This window comes from Pseudomonas brassicacearum (genome assembly GCF_003732175.1).
Lineage (GTDB): Bacteria > Pseudomonadota > Gammaproteobacteria > Pseudomonadales > Pseudomonadaceae > Aquipseudomonas > Aquipseudomonas brassicacearum_G.
Map to the genome: position 1 here is coordinate 1 of NZ_MOBI01000005.1, position 23,265 is coordinate 23,265.

Annotated in this window: 24 protein-coding genes; 11 read left to right on the forward strand and 13 right to left on the reverse strand. The window is 58.3% G+C overall.

The features are described from left to right. A partial coding sequence (locus BK658_RS30115) for a hypothetical protein (RefSeq protein ID WP_221178590.1) occupies window positions 1–198 on the forward strand: 198 nt, incomplete at its 5' end. Here BK658_RS30115 and tyrS read toward each other — a convergent pair. Continuing rightward, window positions 185–1,384: a tyrosine--tRNA ligase gene (gene tyrS / locus BK658_RS04025; protein WP_123581165.1), complete on the reverse strand. Its 1,200-nt coding sequence runs from the start codon at window positions 1,382–1,384 to the stop codon at window positions 185–187. The genes BK658_RS30115 and tyrS overlap by 14 nt on opposite strands. Before the next feature lie 209 nt (window positions 1,385–1,593). Between tyrS and BK658_RS04035 the strand changes: the two genes are divergently transcribed. Then, window positions 1,594–3,012: a peptidoglycan DD-metalloendopeptidase family protein gene (locus tag BK658_RS04035; RefSeq protein WP_123581166.1), complete on the forward strand. Its 1,419-nt coding sequence runs from the start codon at window positions 1,594–1,596 to the stop codon at window positions 3,010–3,012. A 3-nt stretch (window positions 3,013–3,015) separates the two neighbouring features. Continuing rightward, entirely contained in the window at window positions 3,016–4,107 is a 1,092-nt protein-coding gene (locus tag BK658_RS04040; RefSeq protein ID WP_123581167.1) for an anhydro-N-acetylmuramic acid kinase, read from the forward strand. A 67-nt stretch (window positions 4,108–4,174) separates the two neighbouring features. Here BK658_RS04040 and erpA read toward each other — a convergent pair whose 3' ends face one another. Both erpA and argC read right to left on the reverse strand, forming a co-directional pair. Beyond that, window positions 4,175–4,525, reverse strand: a complete 351-nt coding sequence (gene erpA, locus BK658_RS04045) for an iron-sulfur cluster insertion protein ErpA (protein ID WP_007906865.1) — start codon at window positions 4,523–4,525, stop codon at window positions 4,175–4,177. Window positions 4,526–4,692: 167 nt separating this feature from the next. After that, a complete protein-coding gene (gene argC / locus BK658_RS04050) occupies window positions 4,693–5,727 on the reverse strand; it encodes an N-acetyl-gamma-glutamyl-phosphate reductase (RefSeq protein WP_123581168.1) in 1,035 nt (344 codons plus the stop codon). A gap of 135 nt (window positions 5,728–5,862) precedes the next feature. On the opposite strand from argC, the gene hemJ reads away from it, so the two are divergent. The 6 genes from hemJ to coq7 all read left to right on the forward strand — a co-directional run bounded on the left by hemJ (window position 5,863) and on the right by coq7 (window position 10,398). Next, on the forward strand, window positions 5,863–6,294 hold the full coding sequence (gene hemJ / locus BK658_RS04055) for a protoporphyrinogen oxidase HemJ (RefSeq protein ID WP_123581169.1): 432 nt from the start codon (window positions 5,863–5,865) through the stop codon (window positions 6,292–6,294). Between the two features lie 34 nt (window positions 6,295–6,328). After that, window positions 6,329–7,297 (forward strand): NAD(P)H-dependent flavin oxidoreductase, encoded by a 969-nt coding sequence (locus BK658_RS04060; RefSeq protein ID WP_123581170.1) that lies wholly within the window; start codon window positions 6,329–6,331, stop codon window positions 7,295–7,297. 81 nt (window positions 7,298–7,378) lie between these two features. Next, a complete protein-coding gene (locus tag BK658_RS04065; protein ID WP_123581171.1) occupies window positions 7,379–8,299 on the forward strand; it encodes a DUF805 domain-containing protein in 921 nt (306 codons plus the stop codon). Between the two features lie 62 nt (window positions 8,300–8,361). Continuing rightward, on the forward strand, window positions 8,362–9,150 hold the full coding sequence (locus tag BK658_RS04070; RefSeq protein WP_123581172.1) for an SDR family NAD(P)-dependent oxidoreductase: 789 nt from the start codon (window positions 8,362–8,364) through the stop codon (window positions 9,148–9,150). An 87-nt stretch (window positions 9,151–9,237) separates the two neighbouring features. Beyond that, window positions 9,238–9,576 (forward strand): histidine triad nucleotide-binding protein, encoded by a 339-nt coding sequence (locus tag BK658_RS04075; RefSeq protein ID WP_007906873.1) that lies wholly within the window; start codon window positions 9,238–9,240, stop codon window positions 9,574–9,576. 174 nt (window positions 9,577–9,750) lie between these two features. Further along, entirely contained in the window at window positions 9,751–10,398 is a 648-nt protein-coding gene (gene coq7, locus BK658_RS04080; RefSeq protein ID WP_103320447.1) for a 2-polyprenyl-3-methyl-6-methoxy-1,4-benzoquinone monooxygenase, read from the forward strand. A 76-nt stretch (window positions 10,399–10,474) separates the two neighbouring features. Here coq7 and speD read toward each other — a convergent pair whose 3' ends face one another. Both speD and BK658_RS04090 read right to left on the reverse strand, forming a co-directional pair. Beyond that, on the reverse strand, window positions 10,475–11,269 hold the full coding sequence (gene speD, locus BK658_RS04085) for an adenosylmethionine decarboxylase (RefSeq protein WP_123581173.1): 795 nt from the start codon (window positions 11,267–11,269) through the stop codon (window positions 10,475–10,477). Window positions 11,270–11,507: 238 nt separating this feature from the next. Beyond that, a complete protein-coding gene (locus BK658_RS04090; protein ID WP_005792019.1) occupies window positions 11,508–11,930 on the reverse strand; it encodes an OsmC family protein in 423 nt (140 codons plus the stop codon). Window positions 11,931–12,168: 238 nt separating this feature from the next. Between BK658_RS04090 and crp the strand changes: the two genes are divergently transcribed. Continuing rightward, a complete protein-coding gene (crp, locus tag BK658_RS04095) occupies window positions 12,169–12,813 on the forward strand; it encodes a cAMP-activated global transcriptional regulator CRP (protein WP_123581174.1) in 645 nt (214 codons plus the stop codon). Here the strand turns inward: crp and BK658_RS04100 are convergent. From BK658_RS04100 to BK658_RS04115, 4 genes are all read right to left on the reverse strand, one after another. Further along, window positions 12,810–13,511 carry a lipoate--protein ligase family protein gene (locus BK658_RS04100; protein WP_123581390.1) on the reverse strand — a complete coding sequence of 234 codons (702 nt, stop codon included), beginning with the start codon at window positions 13,509–13,511 and terminating at the stop codon, window positions 12,810–12,812. The two genes, crp and BK658_RS04100, sit on opposite strands and share 4 nt — an antisense overlap. A gap of 67 nt (window positions 13,512–13,578) precedes the next feature. Next, window positions 13,579–14,415, reverse strand: a complete 837-nt coding sequence (trpC, locus tag BK658_RS04105) for an indole-3-glycerol phosphate synthase TrpC (protein ID WP_123581175.1) — start codon at window positions 14,413–14,415, stop codon at window positions 13,579–13,581. After that, a complete protein-coding gene (trpD, locus tag BK658_RS04110; protein ID WP_123581176.1) occupies window positions 14,412–15,461 on the reverse strand; it encodes an anthranilate phosphoribosyltransferase in 1,050 nt (349 codons plus the stop codon). The genes trpC and trpD overlap by 4 nt, the downstream gene beginning before the upstream one ends. A 9-nt stretch (window positions 15,462–15,470) precedes the next feature. Continuing rightward, a complete protein-coding gene (locus BK658_RS04115) occupies window positions 15,471–16,064 on the reverse strand; it encodes an aminodeoxychorismate/anthranilate synthase component II (protein WP_019693903.1) in 594 nt (197 codons plus the stop codon). A 663-nt stretch (window positions 16,065–16,727) separates the two neighbouring features. Here BK658_RS04115 and estP point away from each other — a divergent pair. Beyond that, window positions 16,728–18,638: an esterase EstP gene (gene estP, locus BK658_RS04125; RefSeq protein WP_123581178.1), complete on the forward strand. Its 1,911-nt coding sequence runs from the start codon at window positions 16,728–16,730 to the stop codon at window positions 18,636–18,638. 182 nt (window positions 18,639–18,820) lie between these two features. On the opposite strand, the gene trpE is transcribed toward estP, so the two are convergent. The 4 genes from trpE to BK658_RS04145 all read right to left on the reverse strand — a co-directional run bounded on the left by trpE (window position 18,821) and on the right by BK658_RS04145 (window position 23,103). Continuing rightward, window positions 18,821–20,302 (reverse strand): anthranilate synthase component I, encoded by a 1,482-nt coding sequence (gene trpE / locus BK658_RS04130; protein ID WP_123581179.1) that lies wholly within the window; start codon window positions 20,300–20,302, stop codon window positions 18,821–18,823. Window positions 20,303–20,372: 70 nt separating this feature from the next. Continuing rightward, window positions 20,373–21,191 (reverse strand): phosphoglycolate phosphatase, encoded by an 819-nt coding sequence (locus BK658_RS04135; RefSeq protein ID WP_123581180.1) that lies wholly within the window; start codon window positions 21,189–21,191, stop codon window positions 20,373–20,375. Continuing rightward, window positions 21,188–21,862, reverse strand: coding sequence for a ribulose-phosphate 3-epimerase (rpe, locus tag BK658_RS04140; RefSeq protein WP_019693907.1), 675 nt, complete (start codon window positions 21,860–21,862; stop codon window positions 21,188–21,190). The genes BK658_RS04135 and rpe overlap by 4 nt, the downstream gene beginning before the upstream one ends. Before the next feature lie 92 nt (window positions 21,863–21,954). Next, window positions 21,955–23,103, reverse strand: coding sequence for an iron-containing alcohol dehydrogenase (locus BK658_RS04145; RefSeq protein ID WP_123581181.1), 1,149 nt, complete (start codon window positions 23,101–23,103; stop codon window positions 21,955–21,957). Window positions 23,104–23,265 lie beyond the last annotated feature (162 nt).

Below are 23,265 nucleotides of genomic sequence, written 5' to 3' on the forward strand. Positions count from 1 at the left end.
GAACCGTTAAAAGAGCCAAACAACACCGCTCTTTCAACTCCTTCGGGCTTCGACGAACTGAAGCGTAACCGCTGTCGAAAACTGCGTAACTCTTTGTTTACCAAGGAGTTTTCCGTTTCGACTGCGCCGGAAGTGGGGCGAATTATAGACAGATATAATTCGCCGTCAACACCTATTTTCAGCTTTACTCGGATTTAAGCGTAATACGCGCAAATGCCTTCTTTCCGGCCTGGCAAACATGGGTCGCGCCCAGTGCGTATATAAAGCTGCGATCAACCACTTCACCATCAATACGCACACCACCCGAACCGAGCAGATCACGCGCGACCGCTGAGTTCTTCACCAGCCCCGCCTTATTAAGCACAGCTGCAATCGGCATATCCTCAGTCGCAGTCAGCTCGATCTCTGGCAAATCATCCGGCAACTCGCCTTCCTTCATACGGTTACCCGCAGCACGGTGAGCATTCGCCGCAGCTTCTTCACCATGGAAACGCGCAACAATCTCTTCAGCCAGCTGGATCTTGATATCCCGCGGATTGGCGCCAGCTTCAACATCTGCACGCAGCGCATCGATCTCATCCATGGAGCGGAAGCTGAGCAGCTCGAAGTAACGCCACATCAGCACGTCCGGAATCGAAACCAGCTTGCCGTACATGACACCCGGCGCTTCCTGGATACCGACGTAGTTGCCCAACGACTTGGACATCTTCTTCACGCCATCCAACCCTTCGAGCAATGGCATAGTCAGAATGCACTGAGCCTCCTGACCATAACTGCGCTGCAGCTCTCGCCCCATCAGCAGGTTGAACTTCTGATCGGTGCCACCCAGCTCGACGTCCGCGCGCAATGCAACCGAGTCATACCCCTGAACCAGCGGATACAGGAACTCGTGGATAGCGATTGGCTGATTGGTCGAATAACGCTTGTCGAAGTCGTCACGCTCAAGCATCCGCGCCACAGTGTATTGCGAGGTCAGACGAATGAAATCCGCAGGCCCCATCTGATCCATCCAGGTGGAGTTGAAAGCCACCTCGGTTTTCGCCGGATCAAGAATCTTGAACACCTGAGTCTTATAGGTCTCGGCATTTTCGAGAACCTGCTCACGCGTCAACGGAGGACGGGTAGCACTCTTGCCACTCGGATCACCGATCATCCCGGTGAAGTCACCTATAAGGAAGATCACCTGGTGACCCAGATCCTGGAACTGGCGCAGCTTATTAATAAGCACCGTGTGGCCCAGGTGCAAATCCGGCGCAGTCGGATCGAAGCCAGCCTTAATACGCAGCGGCTGGCCGCGCTTGAGCTTCTCGATCAGCTCGGACTCGACCAACAGTTCTTCCGCACCACGTTTGATCAGCGCTAGCTGCTCTTCAACCGACTTCATAACAGACCCGCAAGGCTCAGATTCAAAGGGAACCAACCATACAAGATCGCGCACCAAATACAAGTTTTGCCCGGCGCACGGACGCCAATCCGCGAACAGAGCATTCGCGACTTGCTTAAGAGATGATTTGGTTATATTTTATACAGTTATTTCATCTTCATCATGTCATTCATCTTTTCCAATTCATCTTTTCCAAAGTCAAATTACCTATGACCACAGAACCGTCTAAAGCGCCGCCGCTTTATCCGAAGACCCACCTGCTCGCGGCAAGTGGCATTGCCGCCCTCCTCAGCCTGGCGCTCCTGGTATTCCCTTCCAGTGACGTTGAAGCCAAAAAGACAACCCTGAGTCTTGAACTGGAACGTCCCGCAGAACAACTGACACAAGATCAAGACGCTGCTGACGCCGTTCAAGCCACAAACGAGCCGGCCGAATCTCCATTCGCCCAGATCGAAGACAGTACCGACGATAGCAAGGAAACGGCCAAAGCAGCCCCGGCACCGGTGGTTGAAGAGAAGAAAGCGCCAGGCCACCGGGAAGTGATCGTTGCCAAAGGCGACACGCTCTCCACATTGTTCGAGAAAGTCGGGCTTCCAGCGGCTTCGGTGCACGACGTATTGGCCAGCGACAAGCAAGCCAAGCAGTTCACCCAGCTCAAACACGGCCAGAAACTCGAATTCGAACTGGGCCGCGACGGCCAGTTGACCAATCTGCACAGCAAGATCAACGACGTTGAAAGCATCAGCCTGAGCAAAAACGCCAAGGGCTATACCTTTAACCGCATTACAGCCAAGCCAACCGTGCGCTCCGCCTATGTTCACGGCGTGATCAACAGCTCGCTTTCGCAATCCGCAGCGCGTGCCGGCCTGTCCCACAGCCTCACCATGGACATGGCCAGCGTGTTTGGCTACGACGTCGACTTCGCCCAGGATATTCGCCAGGGTGACGAGTTCGATGTGATCTACGAACAGAAAGTCGTCAACGGCAAAGCTGTCGGCAATGGCCCCATTCTTTCCGCCCGCTTCACCAACCGCGGCAAGACGTACACCGCCGTGCGTTACACCAACAAGCAAGGTAACAGCAGCTACTACACGGCCGAAGGTAACAGCATGCGCAAGGCGTTCATTCGTACGCCGGTGGACTTCGCCCGTATTAGCTCGCGTTTCTCCATGGGTCGCAAGCATCCAATTCTGAACAAAATTCGCGCGCACAAAGGCGTCGACTACGCAGCGCCTCGCGGTACGCCGATCAAGGCAGCCGGTGACGGTAAAGTACTACTGGCCGGTCGCCGCGGTGGTTACGGCAACACCGTTATCATTCAGCACGGCAACACCTACCGCACGCTGTACGGACACATGCAAGGCTTCGCCAAAGGCATCAAGACTGGCGGCAACGTCAAGCAGGGCCAGGTGATTGGCTATATCGGCACTACCGGACTCTCGACCGGCCCGCACTTGCACTACGAGTTCCAGGTCAACGGAGTTCACGTCGACCCGCTGGGTCAGAAACTGCCAATGGCCGATCCGATCGCCAAGTCTGAGCGCGCGCGCTTCCTGCAGCAGAGCCAGCCGCTGATGGCGCGCATGGAGCAAGAAAAAGCCACCCTGCTGGCTTCGAGCAAACGCTAAGCCATGGCGCTCTATATAGGTGTGATGTCCGGTACCAGCCTTGATGGCCTGGACATTGCGCTGATCGAGCAAGCACCGGCGATCAAACTGATCGCCACGCACTACATTCCCATGCCCGAATCCCTGCGCACCGAGCTGCTTGGCTTGTGCGCCAGCGGACCCGACGAGATAGCCCGCAGCGCCATCGCCCAGCAAAACTGGGTAAAGCTGGCCGCCCAGGGCATCAACACCCTGCTTGCAGATCAACACCTGAAACCTGACGACATCCGAGCGATTGGTAGCCACGGCCAGACCATTCGCCACGAGCCCGCACGCGGTTTCACCGTGCAGATCGGCAACCCCGCCCTGCTGACTGAACTGACCGGAATCACTGTCGTCAGTGACTTTCGTAGCCGCGACGTGGCTGCAGGCGGGCAAGGTGCGCCGCTGGTTCCAGCCTTCCATGAAGCCTTGTTTGACGAGCACAGCGGCAACCGTGCGGTCTTGAATGTTGGCGGTTTCAGCAATCTCAGCCTGATAGAGACCGGCAAACCCGTCTCGGGCTTTGACTGCGGCCCAGGCAATGTCCTGCTGGACGCCTGGATTCACCAGCAGCGCGGTGAGACCTTCGACCGTGACGGCCAGTGGGCTGCAAGCGGCACCGTAGAGCCTGTACTGCTGAAAGCCCTGTTGAGCGATCCGTTCTTCCTGACCAAGGGCCCCAAAAGCACCGGCCGCGAAGTGTTCAACCTGCAATGGCTGACACAACACCTGGCGTGCCTACCCACATTTGCTGCACAAGACGTGCAAGCCACGTTGCTTGAACTGACAGCGCTGACCATCGTCGAATCGCTACAAGCCGCACAAGCCGATACGCAAGAGCTGCTGGTCTGTGGTGGCGGCGCCCATAACGCGACGCTGATGGCCCGCCTCGCCAGCCTGCTGCCAGACGCCAAGGTCAGCAGCACTGCAGCCTACGGCGTAGACCCGGACTGGGTCGAAGCCATGGCCTTCGCCTGGTTGGCCCATTGCTGCCTCGAAAGTATCCCGGCCAATCGCCCAAGTGTCACCGGCGCTCGCGGTTTACGCGTCCTCGGCGCCATCTACCCCGCCTGAACACCAGACAGCAAAACGCCGCAAAGCCGTGAGGCCATGCGGCGCTTGGTGATGCGGTGAGGTGCGATCAGATCGAAAACGAAGAGCCGCAACCACAGGTCGTGGTGGCATTCGGATTCTTGATCACGAAACGCGAACCTTCCAGACCTTCCTGATAATCCACCTCGGCACCTGCCAGGTACTGGAAGCTCATTGGATCGACGACCAGGCTAACGCCTTCGCGCTCGACGATGGTGTCGTCATCGGCCACTTCTTCATCGAATGTGAAGCCGTACTGAAACCCTGAACAACCGCCGCCCGTAACGAATACGCGCAGCTTCAAGCGATCATTACCCTCTTCATCGACCAGGCTCTTCACCTTGTGCGCGGCACCGTGGGTGAATTGCAAAGCCGTGGGGGTGAAGGATTCGACGCTCATGCTGACTATCTCCCGGCGTTACGCCGCCATAATGCGTGATGACGCGCATTATCCGCTTCTCCCAGAAAATCGGTCAACTATTGTTACGGTATATCAATCAACACAATTGTCAGCCCGAATACAAAAAGGCCCGTTAAACGGGCCTTTCTGCTGAGCGGGATAAAGCCTTAAGGCAGCATGCCTGCATGGGACAGACCCAAGCGCTCGTCCAGACCAAACAGGATGTTCAGGTTCTGTACCGCCTGACCCGACGCGCCTTTGACCAAATTGTCGATCACCGACAGCACCACTACCAGATCGCCATCCTGCGGACGATGAACCGCAATACGGCAAACGTTGGCACCCCGCACGCTACGGGTTTCCGGATGACTGCCAGCCGGCATGACATCGACGAACGGTTCGTTGGCGTAGCGTTTTTCAAACAACGCCTGCAAGTCCACGGAGCGGTCGACCACGGTTGCATAGAGTGTGGAGTGAATACCGCGAATCATCGGCGTCAGGTGCGGCACGAAAGTCAGGCCAACGTCCTTGCCCGCTGCGCGACGCAGCCCCTGGCGAATCTCAGGCAAGTGACGATGCCCTTTAACGGCATAGGCTTTCATGCTCTCGGAGGTTTCGGAATACAGCGAACCGACGCTTGCACCACGACCCGCACCGCTGACACCCGACTTGCAGTCCGCAATCAGACGCGAAGTATCGGCAAGGCCAGCTTCGAGCAACGGCAGGAAGCCCAGTTGCGTGGCGGTTGGGTAGCAACCCGGAACCGCGATCAAACGTGCTTGCCTGATCTGCTCGCGATTGACTTCCGGCAAGCCGTAGACCGCTTCTTCCAGCAACTCTGGCGCACCGTGCGGCTGACCATACCACTTGGCCCATTCGTCCGCGTCCTGCAGGCGGAAGTCCGCCGACAGGTCGATGACCTTGGTCCCGGCTGCCAGCAATTCACCGGCCAGCGCATGCGCTACACCGTGCGGAGTGGCGAAGAACACCACATCGCAGGCACCGAGGGTTTTGATGTCCGGAATACTGAACGCCAGGCCGTCGTAGTGGCCTCGCAGGTTCGGGTACATGTCGGCAACGGCCAGGCCTGCCTCGGACCGGGAAGTGATCACTACCACTTCAGCTTGCGGATGTTGCGCCAACAGACGCAGCAATTCGACACCGGTGTAACCCGTGCCGCCGACGATACCGACCTTGACCATAAACCTGCCCTCAACGAACCCACTGGAAAGCCGTCGATAATAGGGCGCGCACCGCCCTGCGACAACCGTCAAGGTGACGTACGGAGGCCCAAGCCTCTACTATTCGGGCTACCGTGAACCTGGGAAAAATCAAAAATGCTTTATCTGTGGCTCAAATCGCTTCACATCGTCAGCATGGTCTGCTGGTTTGCCGGCCTGTTTTACCTGCCGCGCCTGTTCGTCTACCACGCTCAAAGTGAAGACAGCATCAGCAAGGAACGCTTCAGCATCATGGAGCGCAAACTGTACCGCGGGATCATGGGCCCGGCGATGATCGCCACGCTGGCCTTCGGGATCTGGTTGATCAGCCTCAACCCCAGCGCCTACTTCGGACAAGGTGCCTGGATGCATGCCAAATTGACCCTGGTAGTGATCCTGATCGGCTATCACCACATGTGCGGTGCACAGGTAAAACGATTTGCCCGTGGCGAAAACACCCGCAGCCATGTCTTTTATCGCTGGTTCAATGAAGTGCCAGTTCTGATATTGCTGGCTATTGTAATTCTGGTCGTCGTACGGCCGTTCTAATCATAATTAGCCGCAACTTATCGGGGTACTTCCAATGTCGCTGCCCGCTTTGCTCGAACAACGTTTGCGTCTGCCTGTCGTGGCAGCACCGATGTTCCTGATTTCCAATCCACAGTTGGTACTCGCCTGCTGCCGCAATGGTGTGGTCGGCAGCTTTCCAGCGCTGAACCAGCGTGAAAGCAGCGGCTTCAAAGCCTGGTTGGAGGAAATCGAAGCGGGTCTGGGGCTATTGGAAAATCCTGCGCCATATGCGGTGAACCTGATCGTTCACAACAGCAATCCGCGCCTGCAAGCGGACCTGGCAATCTGCATCGAACACAAGGTTCCGATCGTGATCACCAGCCTTGGGGCAGTGAAAGAGCTGGTCGATGCGGTGCACGGCTATGGTGGCCTGGTTTTCCACGACGTGACGACTCGACGCCATGCGGAAAAAGCTGCCGAGGCCGGCGTCGATGGCTTGATCGCCGTAGCGGCAGGCGCCGGTGGCCATGCCGGGACCTGGAGCCCGTTTTCGCTGATTGCCGAGATTCGTCAGTTCTTCGACAAAACACTGCTGCTGGCCGGCTGCCTGAACCACGGCCACGAGATTCTCGCCGCGCAACTGCTCGGTGCGGATCTGGCCTACTTCGGCACACGCTTTATCGGCACCACCGAAAGCCACGCCCCTGAAGCCTATAAAGAGATGCTGCTGAGCTCCAGGGCTGCCGACATTGTCCATACACCAGCGGTGTCCGGGGTGCCGGCAAGCTTCATGCGCCAAAGCCTGATAAACGCCGGTTTCGACGTAGACGCACTGCAAGGCAAAGGTGAAGTCAACTTCGGCGCCAAACTCAAACCTTTGAGCGATGAAGCCAAAGCCTGGAAAACCGTCTGGTCCGCAGGCCAAGGCGTGGGTGAAATCGATGACCTGCCAAGCGTCGATCAACTGGTCGCAAGGCTGGACGCCGAGTACCGCAAGGCGCAGGAATACGCAGCTCAACTACCCAAACGCTGGCCGCGCTAACGCACAAGGTTTGGCCAGCCGGTTCTGGCTGGCTTAAACTGCCGAGCACAGCCCCCAGACTCGCGACAAGGATGCCCCGGCATGAGCGAATACCGTTTCAAGATCGTCTTCGACGGAGCCCTGCTTCCGGGCGTTGACATCACTACCGCGAAACTCAATCTCGCCGAGCTGTTCAAAAGCGACGTCGCGGCCATCGAGCGCCTGTTCAGCGGAAAGCCTGTCGCGCTCAAGCACGACCTGTCCCACGCAGACGCACAAACCTATCTGAATGCCCTGTCGAAAACCGGCATCGATGCACGCATTGAAGCCGAGCCGTCGATCGAGCTCAATCTGACCGACGTTCACGATTCATCGTCCGCCACTTACACGGCGCCCACGCTCGGTGACAACGAATCACCCTATAGCCCTCCTCGCGCGCCCGTTGGTGAAGCGCTGCCAGAATTTTCGGAACTCAAGGTGTTTAGCGTACAGGGCCGAATCGGGCGCCTGCGTTATCTCGCGTGGTCATTGGTGGCGCTGCTGATCATGGGGGCTATCGCTGGCGTTTTTGGACTCAGCCTGCTGAGCGGCAATCAAATGCTGCTTAGCACGATTGTATGTGTCGTCGCGTTCGTGGCGTACCTCTACATAAACATCACCATCAGCGTGCAACGCCTGCACGATCTTGGCTGGTCCGGCTGGTTGTGGTTTCTGAACCTGGTGCCCTTTATCGGCAGCCTGTTTCCATTTGCACTCGCGGCGCTACCAGGAAACGTCGGGGCGAATCGCTATGGTGCGCCGCAGCCCCCCAACAGCACGGCCGTCAAAGTTCTGTGCGGGCTATGGCTGGTAGTGATTGCGGTGGTTTTTGTCGGCGCGCTTGCCGGTGGCCTCAGCACCCTGACCGAAGAATACGAAAGCACCTCGACCAGCAGTTATGGAAGCAGTGAGCCGGCTGATGCGGTTGAGGTAGACGATGCGGCGAAAGCAGCTCAGCCCCCTGTAGACTATGAGAAAGAATAAACGCGCTCGGTTCCTGTGACATCTCTGTCCACAGGCCGCAAGCCGTTGCGATGGAGAATTGCATGACCCGTTACGCTCTGATCACTGGCGCCTCCAGCGGCATCGGCCTGGCCATGGCCGAAGCGCTGGCGCGACGTGGCCGAAGCCTGATTCTGGTGGCCCGTCAACGTGATCAGCTGGAAAGTATTGCCATCGAACTGACCCAGCGTTTTGGCGTCGAGGTGCTGTTCCGCGCCTGTGACCTGGGTGAACCGCTGCGCCTGTCCGGTTTTCTGCTGGAACTCGAAGAGGGTGACCGACAGATCGACCTGCTGGTCAATTGCGCCGGCATCGGTACCTGCGGCCCGTTTCTGGCTCAGGACTGGATGACCGAACAAGACTTGATCGAAGTGAATATCCTCGCCCTGACTCGCCTGTGCCATGCCATTGGCAACAGCATGGCCTTGCAGGGCGGCGGGCAGATTCTGAACGTCGCCTCGATGGCCGCCTTCAATCCAGGCCCCTGGATGAGCACCTACTACGCCAGCAAGGCGTATGTACTGCACTTCTCCGAAGGCTTGCGGGTCGAGCTGAAGAAGTGCGCGGTCAAGGTCTCGGTCCTTTGTCCCGGCCCGACGCGCACGGCGTTTTTCCGCACCGCGCAACTGGATACCGACAAACTGGCCAACAGCAAAATGCTGATGAGCCCCGAGGAAGTAGCCCTCTACACGGTGCGCGCACTGGAGAAGAACCGCGCAATCATCATTCCCGGACGCCGCAATCGCTGGTTCGCGCTTTTGCCACGCTTCGGCTCGCGCTGGCTGACCCGAACCATCGTAGGCATGGTCAACAAGGCGCACTGTCCGCGCTGAGCATCACTAAAAGTAAAGGTAACAGGCTGGGCTCGGGCATCTCCCGTGAGTACACTCAGCCCGGACCAACACAATGGAGAAACAGCTGTGGATACTCTGTTCACCAAAATCATCAACAGAGAAATACCCGCCAAGATCATTTACGAGGATGACCAGGTCCTGGCCTTCCACGACATCGCCCCGCAGGCACCCGTGCATTTCCTGGTAGTCCCGAAAAAGCCGGTGCGCACGCTCAACGACCTCACCGAGGACGATAAAGCTCTAGCCGGGCACATTCTGTTCACCGCCCAGCGCCTGGCACTGGAGCTGGGCTGCGAAGAAGGCTTTCGCGTGGTCATGAACTGCAATGAACTGGGCGGCCAGACCGTCTACCACATTCATATGCACGTGCTGGGTCAGCGCCAGATGCACTGGCCGCCGGGCTGATTACCAGATAGCCAAAAGATCGCAGCCTGCGGCAGCTCCTACACTACCCATCTGTAGGAGCTGCCGCAGGCTGCGATCTTTTGCTTTTAGTGCAAACAGCCAACATGACCCAGCGCAAACCTAATCCGGCCGATTGCGGTAAACTGGCCGCCGAGATTCTTCCCGGAGGTCAGCATGACTACCCAACGTCACTACTCGCCGATTGACCGTCTTCTATTGCAAGCCGACACTGCCATGCGCACGTTGCTGCCCTTCAGTGGCCAGCCTTGCCGCCCGTCGCCGGCCATCGTGCAGCCAGAGGCGAAAATGAGCGACGAAGACACCCGGCACGTCGCCGGCCTGATGCGCATCAACCACACCGGTGAAGTCTGTGCCCAGGCGCTGTACCAAGGCCAGGCCCTGACTGCCAAGCTGCCGCAAGTGCGTGAGGCGATGGAGCACGCAGCCGAAGAAGAGATCGATCATCTGGTCTGGTGCGAACAGCGCATCCGCCAACTGGGCAGCCACACCAGCATCCTCAATCCATTGTTCTACGGTATGTCGTTCGGTATCGGCGCCGTCGCCGGGCTGATCAGCGACAAAGTCAGCCTGGGTTTCGTTGCGGCGACTGAAGATCAGGTGTGCAAACACTTGAACGAGCACCTTGAGCAACTGCCAGTCGAGGACGAGAAGTCCCGGGCCATTCTTGAGCAGATGCGCATTGATGAAGAGCAGCACGCCGAAAGCGCGCTGGACGCCGGAGGCTTCCGCTTCCCGGCGCCGGTAAAATTCGGCATGAGCCTGATGGCCAAGGTCATGACCAAAAGTACCTACCGGATCTGACCCACAAAATCATCGGACACAAAAAAGGGCGCTATCTCAGCGCCCTTTCTTTTGCCTTCGATCTTTATTTCAAAGATCAGTTCGACATGTTGCGGGCGTAGAAAATCTCGAGCATTTCGTGTTTCACACGCTCAGTCACCTGAGCTCGTTGCTCAGAGGACAAGTTGCTGGTGGCGTCGCCGAACAGGTAGTTATCCAGTTCGAAGTTCTTCAGCAGCATTTTGGTGTGGAACAGGTTTTCCTGGTACACGTTCACGTCGGTCATCTGATACGCGTCGCGAGTGTCGTCGGAGAGGTAGTTCTGAATCGAGTTGATCTCGTGATCGATGAAGTGCTTCTTGCCTTCGATGTCACGGGTGAAGCCGCGCACGCGGTAATCCACGGTCACGATATCCGAATCGAACTGGTGAATCAGAAAGTTGAGCGCCTTAAGCGGTGAAATGACGCCACAAGTCGACACATCAATATCCACACGGAAAGTTGCAATACCGTCCACCGGATGGATTTCCGGGTAGGTGTGCACCGTGATGTGGCTCTTGTCGAGGTGGGCCAGGATGATTTCGGGCAACGGGCCCGGCGACTCTTCAATCTGACTGTCGGTCGGGGTCACCGGCTCTTCAGAGATCAGAATCGTGACGCTGGCGCCCTGGGGTTCATAGTCCTGACTGGCGATGTTCAGGATGTTGGCACCAATGATATCGACAACTTCTGTGAGGATCTGCGTCAGGCGCTTGGCGTTGTACTCTTTATTGATGTACTCAACGTAAGCCTGCTGGTCTTGCGGAGTTTCCGCATAGCAGATGTCATAGATGTTGAAGCTCAAGGTCTTTGTCAGGTTATTGAACCCATGGAGCTTGAGTTTGCTTTTCACCGTTTAAGAACTCTCTATGTATGCGGCCCGGCCGCGTGATCAAGCATGCCCGTCAGATGCGAACAACGCACCAGCGTAGGACGGTTAACACCTCTTCGCGATGGCGATTTTGGTTGTCTGTTCGGGAGTGTGATCTGTCGGTTGACCGATCACGGCCCTGAAAAAAGTGGCGCATTATGCAGACCTGGGCCACTGATCGCCAGAGTCTGCACTGCATTTATGATAGTTGAATGTCGAATCAACCGAGTTCGATGATTTCGTAGTCGTGGGTGATGGCTACGCCTGCCGCACCGAGCATGATCGACGCTGAGCAATACTTCTCGGCCGACAGCTCAATGGCGCGTTTCACCTGGGCTTCTTTCAGCGCCCGGCCCTTGACCACGAAGTGCATGTGAATTTTGGTGAAGACCTTGGGATCTTCTGTCGCACGCTCGGCTTCGAGGAAGGCTTCGCAGCTCTCAACGGCCTGGCGGGACTTCTTCAGGATGCTGACCACGTCGAAATTGCTGCAACCGCCCACACCGAGCAGGAGCATTTCCATCGGACGTACACCCAGGTTCCGACCGCCGGCTTCAGGCGGACCGTCCATGACCACCACGTGACCGCTACCGGACTCACCGAGGAACATGGCTTCGCCAGCCCATTGGATGCGTGCCTTCATCGCCAAGACTCCACTGTTAAAAAAGGGTCGCCAGCTTAGCACAGGGCCTTCGGTTGACAGCGACTGGCATCAGCGCAAGCAACACACTTACAGTATTGATAAATTATCGAATAACGACGGAATGTGTCTGTTAAGCTGGCGCCAATTTCATGGCGCTTAATCTGCTGTTTTTTCGGCCGTCATCAGCGATTCATAAAAAAAACCACAACACACCGTGCAGTCTTTTCGGGATACAACCATGGTTGCTATTACCCCAACACACAAAATCAAGAACCTCGACAAGTTGTTGATGCATTGCCAGCGCCGTCGCTATCAGGCCAAGAGCAATATCATTTGCGCTGGCGATCGTTCGGATACGTTGTTTTTCATCATCAAGGGCTCGGTCACCATCCTCATCGAGGACGACGATGGCCGGGAAATGATCATCGCCTACCTCAATGCCGGGGACTTCTTCGGCGAACTGGGTCTGTTCGAACAAGCCGGGCAAGAACAGGAACGCAGCGCCTGGGTTCGCGCCAAGGTCGAATGCGAAGTGGCCGAGATCAGCTACAGCAAGTTCCGCGAGCTGTCCCAGCAAGACCCGGACATTCTCTACGTACTCAGTGGCCAGATTGCCCAGCGTTTGCGCAATACCACACGCAAGGTCGGCGACCTGGCGTTCTTCGACGTCACCGGCCGGGTTGCGCGCTGCTTGCTGGAGCTGTGCAAACAGCCCGACGCCATGACGCACCCGGACGGCATGCAGATTAAGGTTACCCGCCAGGAAATCGGCCGGATCGTCGGTTGCTCGCGGGAAATGGTCGGGCGCGTGCTCAAGGACCTGGAAGAACGCAACCTGGTCAACGTCAAAGGCAAGACCATGGTGGTATTCGGTACCCGCTAAGCCGACATCACCTCGGAGAGCATTTTCCGATACAGGGTGTCCAGCCGCGCGATGGCATCCGGGGCGGCAAATTGTTCATGCAGGGCGATATGGCTCTGCGCGCGAACCCGCTGCTCCAGCCTGCAAGCCTCGTTAAAACGGTTCACCGCCTCGACCATTGACTCGCGCTCATCGTCCAGCAACAGCGCACCATGCACCAAACCCACCGGGCGCTGACCACCCTTGCTCTGGCGCCAGCGCTGAGCGGTGCCGACCATTTTGCGGCCATCGAGATTGACGTTGAAACGCCCATCACAGAAAGCGCCCTCGACTTCACCCAATGAAGGCGTGCCGCCGAGCTCCGTCAGCAGCGCGCAAATAGGGTCACATAGACGCCGATAAGCGGTTTCGATCCGACCGTGGTCACCTTCGCTACGCGGCGGTGCATACACCAGCGCGATATTGACCGTCGCAGCCGACTGCGGCACCGGCTCACCACCGGTTTCACGTAACAGAACCGGCCAACCATTTGCCGCCGAGGCCTGGCAAGCGGTCTCGAACCCCGGTAAACGGCTCAAGCGCCGAGGCATGACCAGCGCGCGATCGCTCGGCTGCCAGAACAACAAACCAAACTCCTGGTCGCCGGCACATACCGTCGCCAACAAATCCTGCTCGGCACGCAGACCGGCTTCGACAGTCAAGGCAATGGGGTGAGTCATGGCAGTGCGAATCCTTTGCGGTGGATACAAAAAAGCCGGCAACGCCGGCTTCTTCATTGAATCAGGTTCAGTCGAGTGTAGAACCGCTGACCGCCACGCCACGCTCTGGAAAGAACAAGCGTTGCAGTTCAGTGCCCGGGTTCTCGGCGCGCATGAATGCTTCACCGACCAGGAACGAATACACCTCGCTGATTTCCATCAGCTCGACATCGGCGCGATTGAGGATGCCACTTTCAGTAATGACCAGGCGATCGCGCGGGATGCGCGGCAGCAGATCGAGTGTGGTTTCCAGGCTGACATCAAAGGTGTGCAGATTGCGATTATTCACGCCGACCAGCGGAGTATCGAGAACCTTCAAGGCCCGCTCCAGCTCATCGCCGTCGTGGACTTCGACCAGCACGTCGAGGCCAACGCCTTTAGCGACGGCTGCCAGTTCGGCCATTTTCACGTCATCCAGCGCAGCAACGATCAACAGCACACAATCGGCGCCCAGCGCACGGGCTTCGACGATCTGATAAGGATCGATCATGAAGTCTTTGCGAATCACCGGCAGCTTGCACGCCGCACGCGCCTGCTGCAGGTAAATGTCGGCACCCTGGAAGAAATCGATATCGGTCAGCACCGAGAGGCACGTTGCCCCGCCCTTCTCGTAGTCCCTGGCGATTTCGGCCGGCACGAAGTGCTCGCGAATCACACCCTTGCTCGGTGAAGCCTTCTTGATTTCCGCAATCACTGCCGGGTGTTTGAGCTTGGCCTGGGCGATCAGCGCCTCGGCAAAGCCACGCGGGGCATCGGCCACTCTGGCCAGCGCTTCCAGCTCGGCAAGTGTCACGCGAGCGCTACGCTCGGCCACTTCCTCGACTTTACGGGCGAGAATTTTCTCCAGAACCGTCGGTACACTCATGCCTCATTCTCCACTCTGAATACCGCGGTAAACGCACCCAATTCTTCAAGCTTTTCACGTGCAAGGCCGGTATGCAGCGCGTCATGAGCCAGGGCAATGCCCTCTTTCAGGCTGACCGCATGATCAGCGGCGTACAACGCAGCACCGGCATTGAGCACAATCATTTCTGCGGCTTTCTGACCGTTCTCGGTTTTGCGGCGCCCCAAGGCATCGCGAATCAGTTCAAGCGAGGCCGCCGGGCTTTCCACCGCCAGGCCGTGCAGGCTCTGGCTCTTCATGCCCAAGTCTTCAGGTTCGACCCAATATTCGCTGATCTGGTCATTCTTCAATTCCGCCACAAAGGTGGGCGCCGCCAGACTGAACTCGTCCAGGCCATCCTTCGAATGCACCACCAGCACATGTTTGCTGCCCATGCGCTGCAAGACTTCGGCTAACGGTCGGCACAACGCCTGACTGAACACGCCCACCACCTGATGCTTCACGCCGGCCGGATTCGTAAGCGGGCCGAGCATGTTGAACAGTGTACGCAAGCCAAGATCACGGCGCGGGCCGGCGGCGTGTTTCATCGCACCGTGATGCGATTGGGCGAACATGAAGCCGATGCCGACATTGTCGATGCAACGCGCCACTTGAACCGGCGTCAGGTTCAGGTAAATCCCGGCGGCCTCCAGCAAGTCGGCGCTGCCGCTTTTGCCCGATACCGCACGGTTACCGTGCTTGGCCACGGTGCAACCCGCCGCCGCCACCACGAACGAAGAAGCCGTCGAAACGTTGAAGATGTTCGCACCATCACCGCCGGTGCCGACTACATCGACAACACCGTCGAGGGTTTTCAGCTCGACCTTGTCCGCCAGCTCACGCATGACCGAGACGGCGCCGACGATCTCGTCGATGCTCTCGCTTTTCATGCGCATTGCCATCATGAACGCGCCAATCTGCGCGTCTGTGCATTGCCCGGTCATGATTTCGCGCATCACATCGCGCATTTCATCAGTGCTCAGGTCCAGATGGCCGACGATACGGCTCAAGGCAGTCTTGATATCCATGGAAAGTCCTTAGCGCGTGCCGCCGGTTTGTTTGAGGAAGTTGGCGAACAGCTCGTGGCCCTGCTCGGTCAAGATTGACTCGGGGTGAAATTGCACCCCTTCGATGTTCAATGTCTTGTGGCGCAACCCCATGATCTCATCGACCGAGCCGTCTTCGAGCTGAGTCCAGGCGGTCAGCTCCAGGCAATCGGGCAAAGTTTCACGCTTCACAATCAGCGAGTGATAGCGAGTGACCGTCAGCGGACGGTTCAGACCTTCGAACACACCCTTGTCCTCGTGGAATACCGGGCTAGTCTTACCATGCATAACCTGGCGGGCCCGCACGACATCACCACCGAACGCCTGGCCGATGGATTGATGACCCAGGCAAACGCCGAGAATCGGCAGCTTGCCGGCGAAGTACTTGATGGCCTCGATGGACACGCCGGCTTCGGTCGGGGTGCATGGACCGGGAGAGACGACGATACGCTCGGGTTTGAGCGCTTCGATTTCGGCGATGGTCAGCTCATCGTTGCGCACAACCTTGACCTCAGAGCCTAGCTCACCAAGGTACTGCACAACGTTGTAGGTAAAAGAGTCGTAGTTATCGATCATCAGCAACATGGTTTGAAACCTCTTGAATTCACTGACTTTTGAGACGGCCTTCGAATGATTTACCCGCGGTCTTGCAACGCTCGGTCAGTTGCTGGAACGGAACCGGCAAAAGCGGCATTTCATACGGGTAAAGAAGGCAAACAGGCACAGGTCCGGCCGGGCCGGCAGAGAAAGTTCAGGCGCGCCAACGCCAACGGGCGTGGGCCTTGATGACTTGATCCAAGAGTTTGCTGACGATCAACACGGGGAAGGTCTCATTCATACGTTCCCGCACAGTAACTTAGCTGAGCAGAGGGTGCAATATGGCGCAGAGCAAGCAATCGATGCAGCCTTTAGGGTCTGTTGACGTTTGGTGACGAACCGCGTTGCTGGGCCAACGTGTGCGAGGCAAGGCGCGGGATGCCGCTAATGGTTGTCCCTTGGCAAATCCCGCAACGCAGCCTCGCGCACGTTGGCACGCAACCCGAAGGGACGGGGCCCATTTGGCGCTGGGCTGCGTTGCTCGGAACTTATTTGGAACAACCAGACTGCGTTCCTCGCGCCTTGCCCAGCGCCAAATGGGCCCCGTCGCGGTCGTCACCAAACGTCAACAGACCCTAACCATAGCTAAAACGCGAAAGTTTTTGGTACTGTCGTTCCGTTCACTACAACAATAAATAAATGGACTTGCTCATGATCAAACAGACGATGTTTGTACCGCTCGCCAGTTGTGTTCTTGCAATGGCCTGCGCCCAGGCGATTGCGGCCCCCGCTCCCTATACGAAATTCATTGTCTTTGGCGACAGCCTGAACGACGCCGGGCAATTTACCGATACAGGCGGCCCCGCAGGCGCAACCGAGCGGTTCACCAACCGCGTCGGACCGACCTACAAGGATGGCAACGGCGAGGTTCGCGCCGCCAACTCGACGCAGTTACTGGGGGGGAAACTGGGGTTTTCACCCGATCAAACGGCCGCTTCGACCTCGGCGGTCCGCGCCAGTGAAGGCCTGCCAGACGGTAACAACTGGGCGGTAGGTGGATACCGTACCGATCAGATCCTCGACTCGATCACCACCACTTCGGACACCGGTGAGCGCAGTCGGCCCGGTTATCTGCCGAGCAACAACTTTCGCGCTGACCCGAACGCGCTCTACTACCTCTCCGGTGGGGGCAACGATTTCCTTCAGGGCCGGGTAACCAGCCTCGATCAGGCCAGTGCTGCGGCTGATCGACTGGTCACTAGCGTGCAAACCCTGCAACAAGCCGGCGCCAGATACATCATGGTCTGGTTACTCCCGGACATCGGCCTGACACCGGCGATCAATGGCAGCCCGTTCCAGGCCTTTACTTCCCAACTCAGCGCCCAGTTCAATACCGAACTGGTCAGCCAGCTGCAGCATGTCGACGCCGAAGTCATCCCGCTCAATATTCCGGTGCTGCTTAAAGAGACGTTCGCCAATCCGGCGCAATTCGGCCTGGCCACCGACCAGAACCTCACCGCGACCTGCTTCAGTGGTGACGGCTGTACCGAAAACGCCAAATACGGGATCAACAGCGCCACACCCGACCCGACCAAGCTGATCTACAACGACTCGGTGCACCCGACCGAAACCGGGCAACGCCTGATCGCCGATTACGCGTATTCCATACTGGCAGCCCCCTGGGAGCTGACGCTGTTACCGGAAATGGCCCATGCCACCCTGCGCGCGCATCAGGATGAACTGCGCAACCAATGGCAATCCGACTGGGAAAACTGGCAAAACGTCGGACAGTGGCGTGCGATTGTCGCCGGTGGCGGTCAGCACCTCAATTTTGACGATCAACGCAGTGCAGCCAGTGCCGATGGCAACGGCTACAACTTGAACATTGGCGGTAGCTACCGTCTCGACGAGTCCTGGCGTGTTGGCGTGGCTGCCGGTTTCTATCGTCAGAAGCTGGAAGCGGGCAACGACAACTCGCAGTACAAACTCAACACGTACATGGGTACGGCGTTCGCTCAATATCAGCAAAATCGCTGGTGGGCTGACGCGGCAATGACGGCTGGGCATCTGGACTACGACAGTCTCAAGCGCAAGTTCGACCTCGGCGTCAACGAACGCGGGGAGAAAGGCGATACCAGCGGCACTGTGCTGGCCATCACCGGTCGTCTGGGTTACGACATCGCGCAGCAGGCAAGCAGCCCGTGGCACTTGTCGCCATTTATCAGCGCCGACTACGCCAAGGTGCAAGTCGATGGTTACTCGGAGAACGGCAACGACTCCACGGCACTGACCTTCGGTGACCAGAAGCGCACCTCGAAGCGCCTCGGCGTCGGTTTGCAGGGCAAGTATCAGATCACCCCCCAGACTCAGGTGTTCGGCGAGTTCGCCCACGAACGCGAATATAAAGACGACACCCAGGACCTGACCATGAACCTCAACAGCCTGCCCGACAACCATTTCACCCTGCAAGGCTACACCCCGCAAACCAACCTGAACCGCCTGAACCTGGGCGTCAGCCAGAAGTTGACCGCCGACCTGGCGCTACGGGCCAGCTACAACATTCGCAAGGATGACGACTTCACCCAACAAGGCATCAACGTGGGTGTCAGCCTGGACTTCTAAACCGCAGGCCATAAAAAACGCGGCGCCCTCACAGGCGCCGCGTTTTTTATGGTGGTGAGTTCCTTGTGGGAGCGAGCCGGCTCCGGGCGGCGTTCCGACGAAAGCGGTGGGTCAGGCAACGTCAATGCTGGCTGTGATGCCCCCTTCGCGAGCAGGCTCGCTCCCACAGGTTTTGCATGACCTCAGGCGTCTGGGGTTTGCTCGGCCAGGGCCACGGCGCGGAACATCGCGCGGCGCTTGTTCAGGGTTTCTTCCCATTCGAGCGCAGGCACCGAATCAGCCACGATGCCACCACCAGCCTGCACATGCAGCTCGCCGTTCTTGATCACCGCGGTGCGGATCGCAATCGCGGTGTCCATGTTGCCGTTCCAGGCGAAGTAACCGACCGCACCACCGTAGACGCCACGTTTGACCGGCTCCAGTTCGTCGATGATTTCCATCGCGCGAATCTTCGGCGCACCCGACAGCGTACCTGCCGGCAGAATCGCCCGCAGTGCGTCCATAGCCGTCAGGCCGGCTTTCAACTGGCCGGTGACGTTGGAGACGATGTGCATCACGTTGGAATAACGCTCGATAACCATTTTCTCGGTGAGTTTCACCGAACCGATTTCCGACACGCGACCGGTGTCGTTGCGGCCGAGGTCGATCAGCATCAGGTGCTCGGCAATTTCCTTGTCGTCCGACAACAGGTCTTCTTCAAGCGCCCGGTCAGCTTCCTCGTTGGCACCGCGCGGGCGGGTGCCGGCAATCGGGCGCACGGTGATCAGGTTGTCTTCGACCCGCACCAGCACTTCCGGCGAACTGCCAACGACATGGAAGTCGCCAAAGTTGAAGAAGTACATATAAGGCGTCGGGTTGAAGCAGCGCAGCGCCCGGTACAGATCGATGGGTGCCGCCTTGAAGTCGATGGACATCCGTTGCGATGGCACTACCTGCATGCAGTCACCGGCGAGGATGTACTCCTTGATGGTATCCACCGCCCGCTCGTAATCGTCCTGGGTGAAACTGGAACGGAACACCGGATCAGCCGCTTGCTGCTTGCTGAAATCCAGGCCGCGGCGAGGGGTAATCGGCTGACGGAGCTTTTCCAGCAGCTCTTCCAGACGCGCCTGACCTTGCTCAAAGGCGTCTTCCTGCGACGGATCGGCCAGAACGATGGCGTGCATCTTGCCGGCCAGGTTGTCGAACACCACTACGGCATCGGAGACCATCAGCAGAATGTCCGGCACGCCCAGCGGATCCGGGTTCGGGCACTTGCCCAGACGCTTCTCGACGTAACGCACGCAGTCATAACCGAAGTAACCCACCAGACCGCCGTTGAAGCGTGGCAGACCGGCGATGGTCGGCACGTTGTAGCGCGCCTTGAAGGCTTCGACGAAAGCCAGAGGGTCTTCGACCTCGTGGCTTTCCACTTCGGCGCCATCGACGGTCACGCTGACGTGGTAATCATGCACCCGCAGCACCGTGCGACACGGCAGCCCGATGATCGAGTAACGGCCCCATTTCTCGCCGCCCTGCACCGACTCCAGCAAATAGGAGTTGGGCTCGTCGGCCAGTTTCAGGTAGATCGACAGCGGCGTGTCGAAGTCGGCAAGGGTTTCACAGGCAAGCGGGATGCGGTTGTAGCCGGCAGCGGCCAAACGCAGGAATTCTTCGCGGATCATGAGGTGCCTCGTGGCATGAGGGTCTAACAGTCAGGTGTGCAAACGCGCCGGATAGCCGGCCAGGATCGAGTCAGGCGCGCCAACGCCAGCGGGCCAGGGCCTTGATGACTTTCATCCAGAGTTTGCGAGTGACCACCACGATGGAGTTTCCAGGAGGGGATTGAACAGCGTCGGCCAACGTTATCTCAGCGGCTGGATCCAGGCAACCGGGAATTAGCTTGCGCAGATCGTCGATCACCAGCGCCGGGGACTCTTCGGCAATCGGCCGGCCATGGTTATAGCCGTAGCTCAGGGCTACGCACTTCACGCCGGCCGCCTTGGCCGCCAGCACGTCGCTGCGCGAGTCACCGACAAACAACGATTGCGAGGCCGGTATGTTGGCCATTTTCATCACGAAAAACAGCGCCGCCGGGTCAGGCTTTTTCTGTGGCAGGGTGTCGCCGCCGATGATCCAGCGGAAGTAGCGGCCGATCTTCATCTGATCCAGCAACGGTGCGACGAAGCGCTCAGGCTTGTTGGTGATCAGCGCCATTTCGACGCCCTGTTTGTGCAGCCACTTCAGGGTATCGCGTACGCCAGGGTAGATCACCGTCAGTTCATGGCCGCCCGCATAGGCTTCCATGAAGATCTCCAGCGCGTGCTCAGCCTCGACATCATCGACACTCGCGTGATCGATATTGCCCGCCAGTGCACGACGGACCAGCACCGGCGCACCGTTGCCCACCCATTCACGCACCGCATCGAGACCTGCCGGGGCACGCCCGAGTTTGAGCAGCATGTTATCCACAGCCACTGCGAGGTCCGGCACCGAATCGATCAACGTGCCATCCAGATCGAACATCACCAGCCGCGGCAGATGCCCCGGGAACAACTGCTCAAAACCACTCATGGGCGAGCCAGCGCCAGTTCGGAGCGCATCTTTTCAATCACTTCCTGGTAGTTCGGCGCATTGAAGATGGCCGAACCGGCGACGAAGGTGTCAGCGCCGGCGGCAGCGATTTCTCGAATGTTGTTCACGTTCACGCCACCGTCGATTTCCAGACGAATGTCACGACCCGAAGCATCGATCAGCGCGCGCGCTTCACGCAGCTTGTCGAGGGTACCGGGAATGAACTTCTGCCCGCCGAAGCCTGGGTTGACGCTCATCAGCAGGATCATGTCGACCTTGTCCATCACGTATTTGAGCACGTCCAGCGGGGTCGCCGGGTTGAACACCAGACCCGCCTTGCAACCGCCTTCACGGATCATTTGCAGGGAACGGTCGACATGCAGCGTGGCTTCCGGGTGGAAGGTGATGTAGGTCGCGCCGGCGTCGATGAAGTCGCCGATGATGCGGTCTACCGGGCTGACCATCAGGTGCGCGTCGATGGGCGCGGTGATGCCGTACTTGCGCAATGCCGAGCAGACCATCGGCCCGATCGTCAGGTTTGGTACGTAGTGGTTGTCCATGACATCGAAGTGAACGATGTCGGCGCCAGCGGCCAGAACGTTGTCTACTTCCTCGCCCAGACGGGCGAAATCAGCGGAGAGAATCGACGGAGCAATAGCGAAGGGCTGCATGACGCACCTTTTTTGAGCAGAATCACAATGGCGCGCATTGTATACCTCATGCTTTGGCGCGCGCACCGTGACTGCGATGATTGGGTCTGGCCCTAGTAGGCCGCTCGATAGATCTTCTCAATATCGGCGGTGCTCAACTTACGCGGGTTGTTGCGCATCAATCGCTCTATTCCCGCGGCCTCCACAGCCATCGCCGGGATTGCATCTTCCGGTATGCCAAGGCTGTGCAGGCCTTGAGGAATTTCCACTGCGGCACAGAGTCGCGCCATGGCCTCGACCGCTTTATCCGCCGCCTCTTCAGCGCTCAAGTGCGCGGTTCTCACCCCAAGCGCCTCGGCGATATCCTGCATGCGTTCGATGCACGCCATTTTGTTCCAGGCCATGACATACGGAAGCAGCAAGGCGTTACTGACACCGTGCGTAACGTTGAAACGTCCGCCTAGCGGATACGCCAAGGCATGCACCGCGCCGACCCCGGCGTTGCCAAATGCCATGCCGGCCATCAGGCTGGCGGTGGCCATGTCTTCACGGGCCTGCAGGTTCGAAGGATTGGTGTAGGCCTTGGGCAATGCCTTGACGATCAGCTTGATAGCACCGATGGCCAGTGCGTCGGTGATCGGCGAGGCGTTGAGCGACAGGTAGGATTCGACAGCATGCACCAGCGCATCGACGCCACTGGCGGCCGTCACGCTGCGCGGGCACGTCAGGGTCATTTGCGGACTGACCAGCGCCACGTCCGGCAGCAGATAATCGCTGATGATGCCTTTTTTCAGCTGCGCGACCTTATCGGACAGTATCGCCACGTTGGTGACTTCCGAACCGGTGCCGGCGGTGGTCGGAATCGCAATCAGCGGCGGGCCTTTGCGCGGTACCTGATCGATACCGAACAAGTCCTCGAGCGCGCCGTGGTAACCGGCATAGGCTGCAACACTTTTGGCAATGTCGATGGCGCTGCCGCCACCGAGACCGATCAGGCCGTCATGCCCGCCTTCGCGGTAGACGCGCATGCAGTCTTCAACGATGGCGATTTCCGGGTCGGGCAACACCCGATCGAAAATCTCGTAAGTACGTCCATCCAGTTGCGCCAGCGCCAGCTCCACCGTGCCGGACTTGACCAGCGCGGCATCGGTGACAATCAGTGGGTTGTCGACATCCAGACGGGTCAGCTCGGCGGCCAACTGCTCAATGGCGCCAGCACCGGTGAGCAATTTGTGAGCGATTTTGAAAGAGGAAATACTCATGTGCGCAGCCTCTTATAAATAGGGGAGCTGGGCACAATAGTAGCTGGGGATTGGGGTTTGTCTGTTATTGCGCGAATGAATGAGCAGACGTTCACAGAAATTCACCCTGTGGGAGCGAGCCTGCTCGCGATGAGGGACTGACATTCACTCTTGATGTCGACT

What these genes read in the sequence shown, in the direction of transcription:
- tyrS (WP_123581165.1), bottom strand. Translation starts at nt 1,384, where the DNA reads ATGAAGTCGGTTGAAGAGCAGCTAGCGCTGATCAAACGTGGTGCGGAA.
- BK658_RS04035 (WP_123581166.1), top strand. Translation starts at nt 1,594, where the DNA reads ATGACCACAGAACCGTCTAAAGCGCCGCCGCTTTATCCGAAGACCCAC.
- BK658_RS04040 (WP_123581167.1), top strand. Translation starts at nt 3,016, where the DNA reads ATGGCGCTCTATATAGGTGTGATGTCCGGTACCAGCCTTGATGGCCTG.
- erpA (WP_007906865.1), bottom strand. Translation starts at nt 4,525, where the DNA reads ATGAGCGTCGAATCCTTCACCCCCACGGCTTTGCAATTCACCCACGGT.
- argC (WP_123581168.1), bottom strand. Translation starts at nt 5,727, where the DNA reads ATGGTCAAGGTCGGTATCGTCGGCGGCACGGGTTACACCGGTGTCGAA.
- hemJ (WP_123581169.1), top strand. Translation starts at nt 5,863, where the DNA reads ATGCTTTATCTGTGGCTCAAATCGCTTCACATCGTCAGCATGGTCTGC.
- BK658_RS04060 (WP_123581170.1), top strand. Translation starts at nt 6,329, where the DNA reads ATGTCGCTGCCCGCTTTGCTCGAACAACGTTTGCGTCTGCCTGTCGTG.
- BK658_RS04065 (WP_123581171.1), top strand. Translation starts at nt 7,379, where the DNA reads ATGAGCGAATACCGTTTCAAGATCGTCTTCGACGGAGCCCTGCTTCCG.
- BK658_RS04070 (WP_123581172.1), top strand. Translation starts at nt 8,362, where the DNA reads ATGACCCGTTACGCTCTGATCACTGGCGCCTCCAGCGGCATCGGCCTG.
- coq7 (WP_103320447.1), top strand. Translation starts at nt 9,751, where the DNA reads ATGACTACCCAACGTCACTACTCGCCGATTGACCGTCTTCTATTGCAA.
- BK658_RS04090 (WP_005792019.1), bottom strand. Translation starts at nt 11,930, where the DNA reads ATGAAGGCACGCATCCAATGGGCTGGCGAAGCCATGTTCCTCGGTGAG.
- crp (WP_123581174.1), top strand. Translation starts at nt 12,169, where the DNA reads ATGGTTGCTATTACCCCAACACACAAAATCAAGAACCTCGACAAGTTG.
- BK658_RS04100 (WP_123581390.1), bottom strand. Translation starts at nt 13,511, where the DNA reads ATGACTCACCCCATTGCCTTGACTGTCGAAGCCGGTCTGCGTGCCGAG.
- trpC (WP_123581175.1), bottom strand. Translation starts at nt 14,415, where the DNA reads ATGAGTGTACCGACGGTTCTGGAGAAAATTCTCGCCCGTAAAGTCGAG.
- trpD (WP_123581176.1), bottom strand. Translation starts at nt 15,461, where the DNA reads ATGGATATCAAGACTGCCTTGAGCCGTATCGTCGGCCATCTGGACCTG.
- BK658_RS04115 (WP_019693903.1), bottom strand. Translation starts at nt 16,064, where the DNA reads ATGTTGCTGATGATCGATAACTACGACTCTTTTACCTACAACGTTGTG.
- estP (WP_123581178.1), top strand. Translation starts at nt 16,728, where the DNA reads ATGATCAAACAGACGATGTTTGTACCGCTCGCCAGTTGTGTTCTTGCA.
- trpE (WP_123581179.1), bottom strand. Translation starts at nt 20,302, where the DNA reads ATGATCCGCGAAGAATTCCTGCGTTTGGCCGCTGCCGGCTACAACCGC.
- BK658_RS04135 (WP_123581180.1), bottom strand. Translation starts at nt 21,191, where the DNA reads ATGAGTGGTTTTGAGCAGTTGTTCCCGGGGCATCTGCCGCGGCTGGTG.
- rpe (WP_019693907.1), bottom strand. Translation starts at nt 21,862, where the DNA reads ATGCAGCCCTTCGCTATTGCTCCGTCGATTCTCTCCGCTGATTTCGCC.
- BK658_RS04145 (WP_123581181.1), bottom strand. Translation starts at nt 23,103, where the DNA reads ATGAGTATTTCCTCTTTCAAAATCGCTCACAAATTGCTCACCGGTGCT.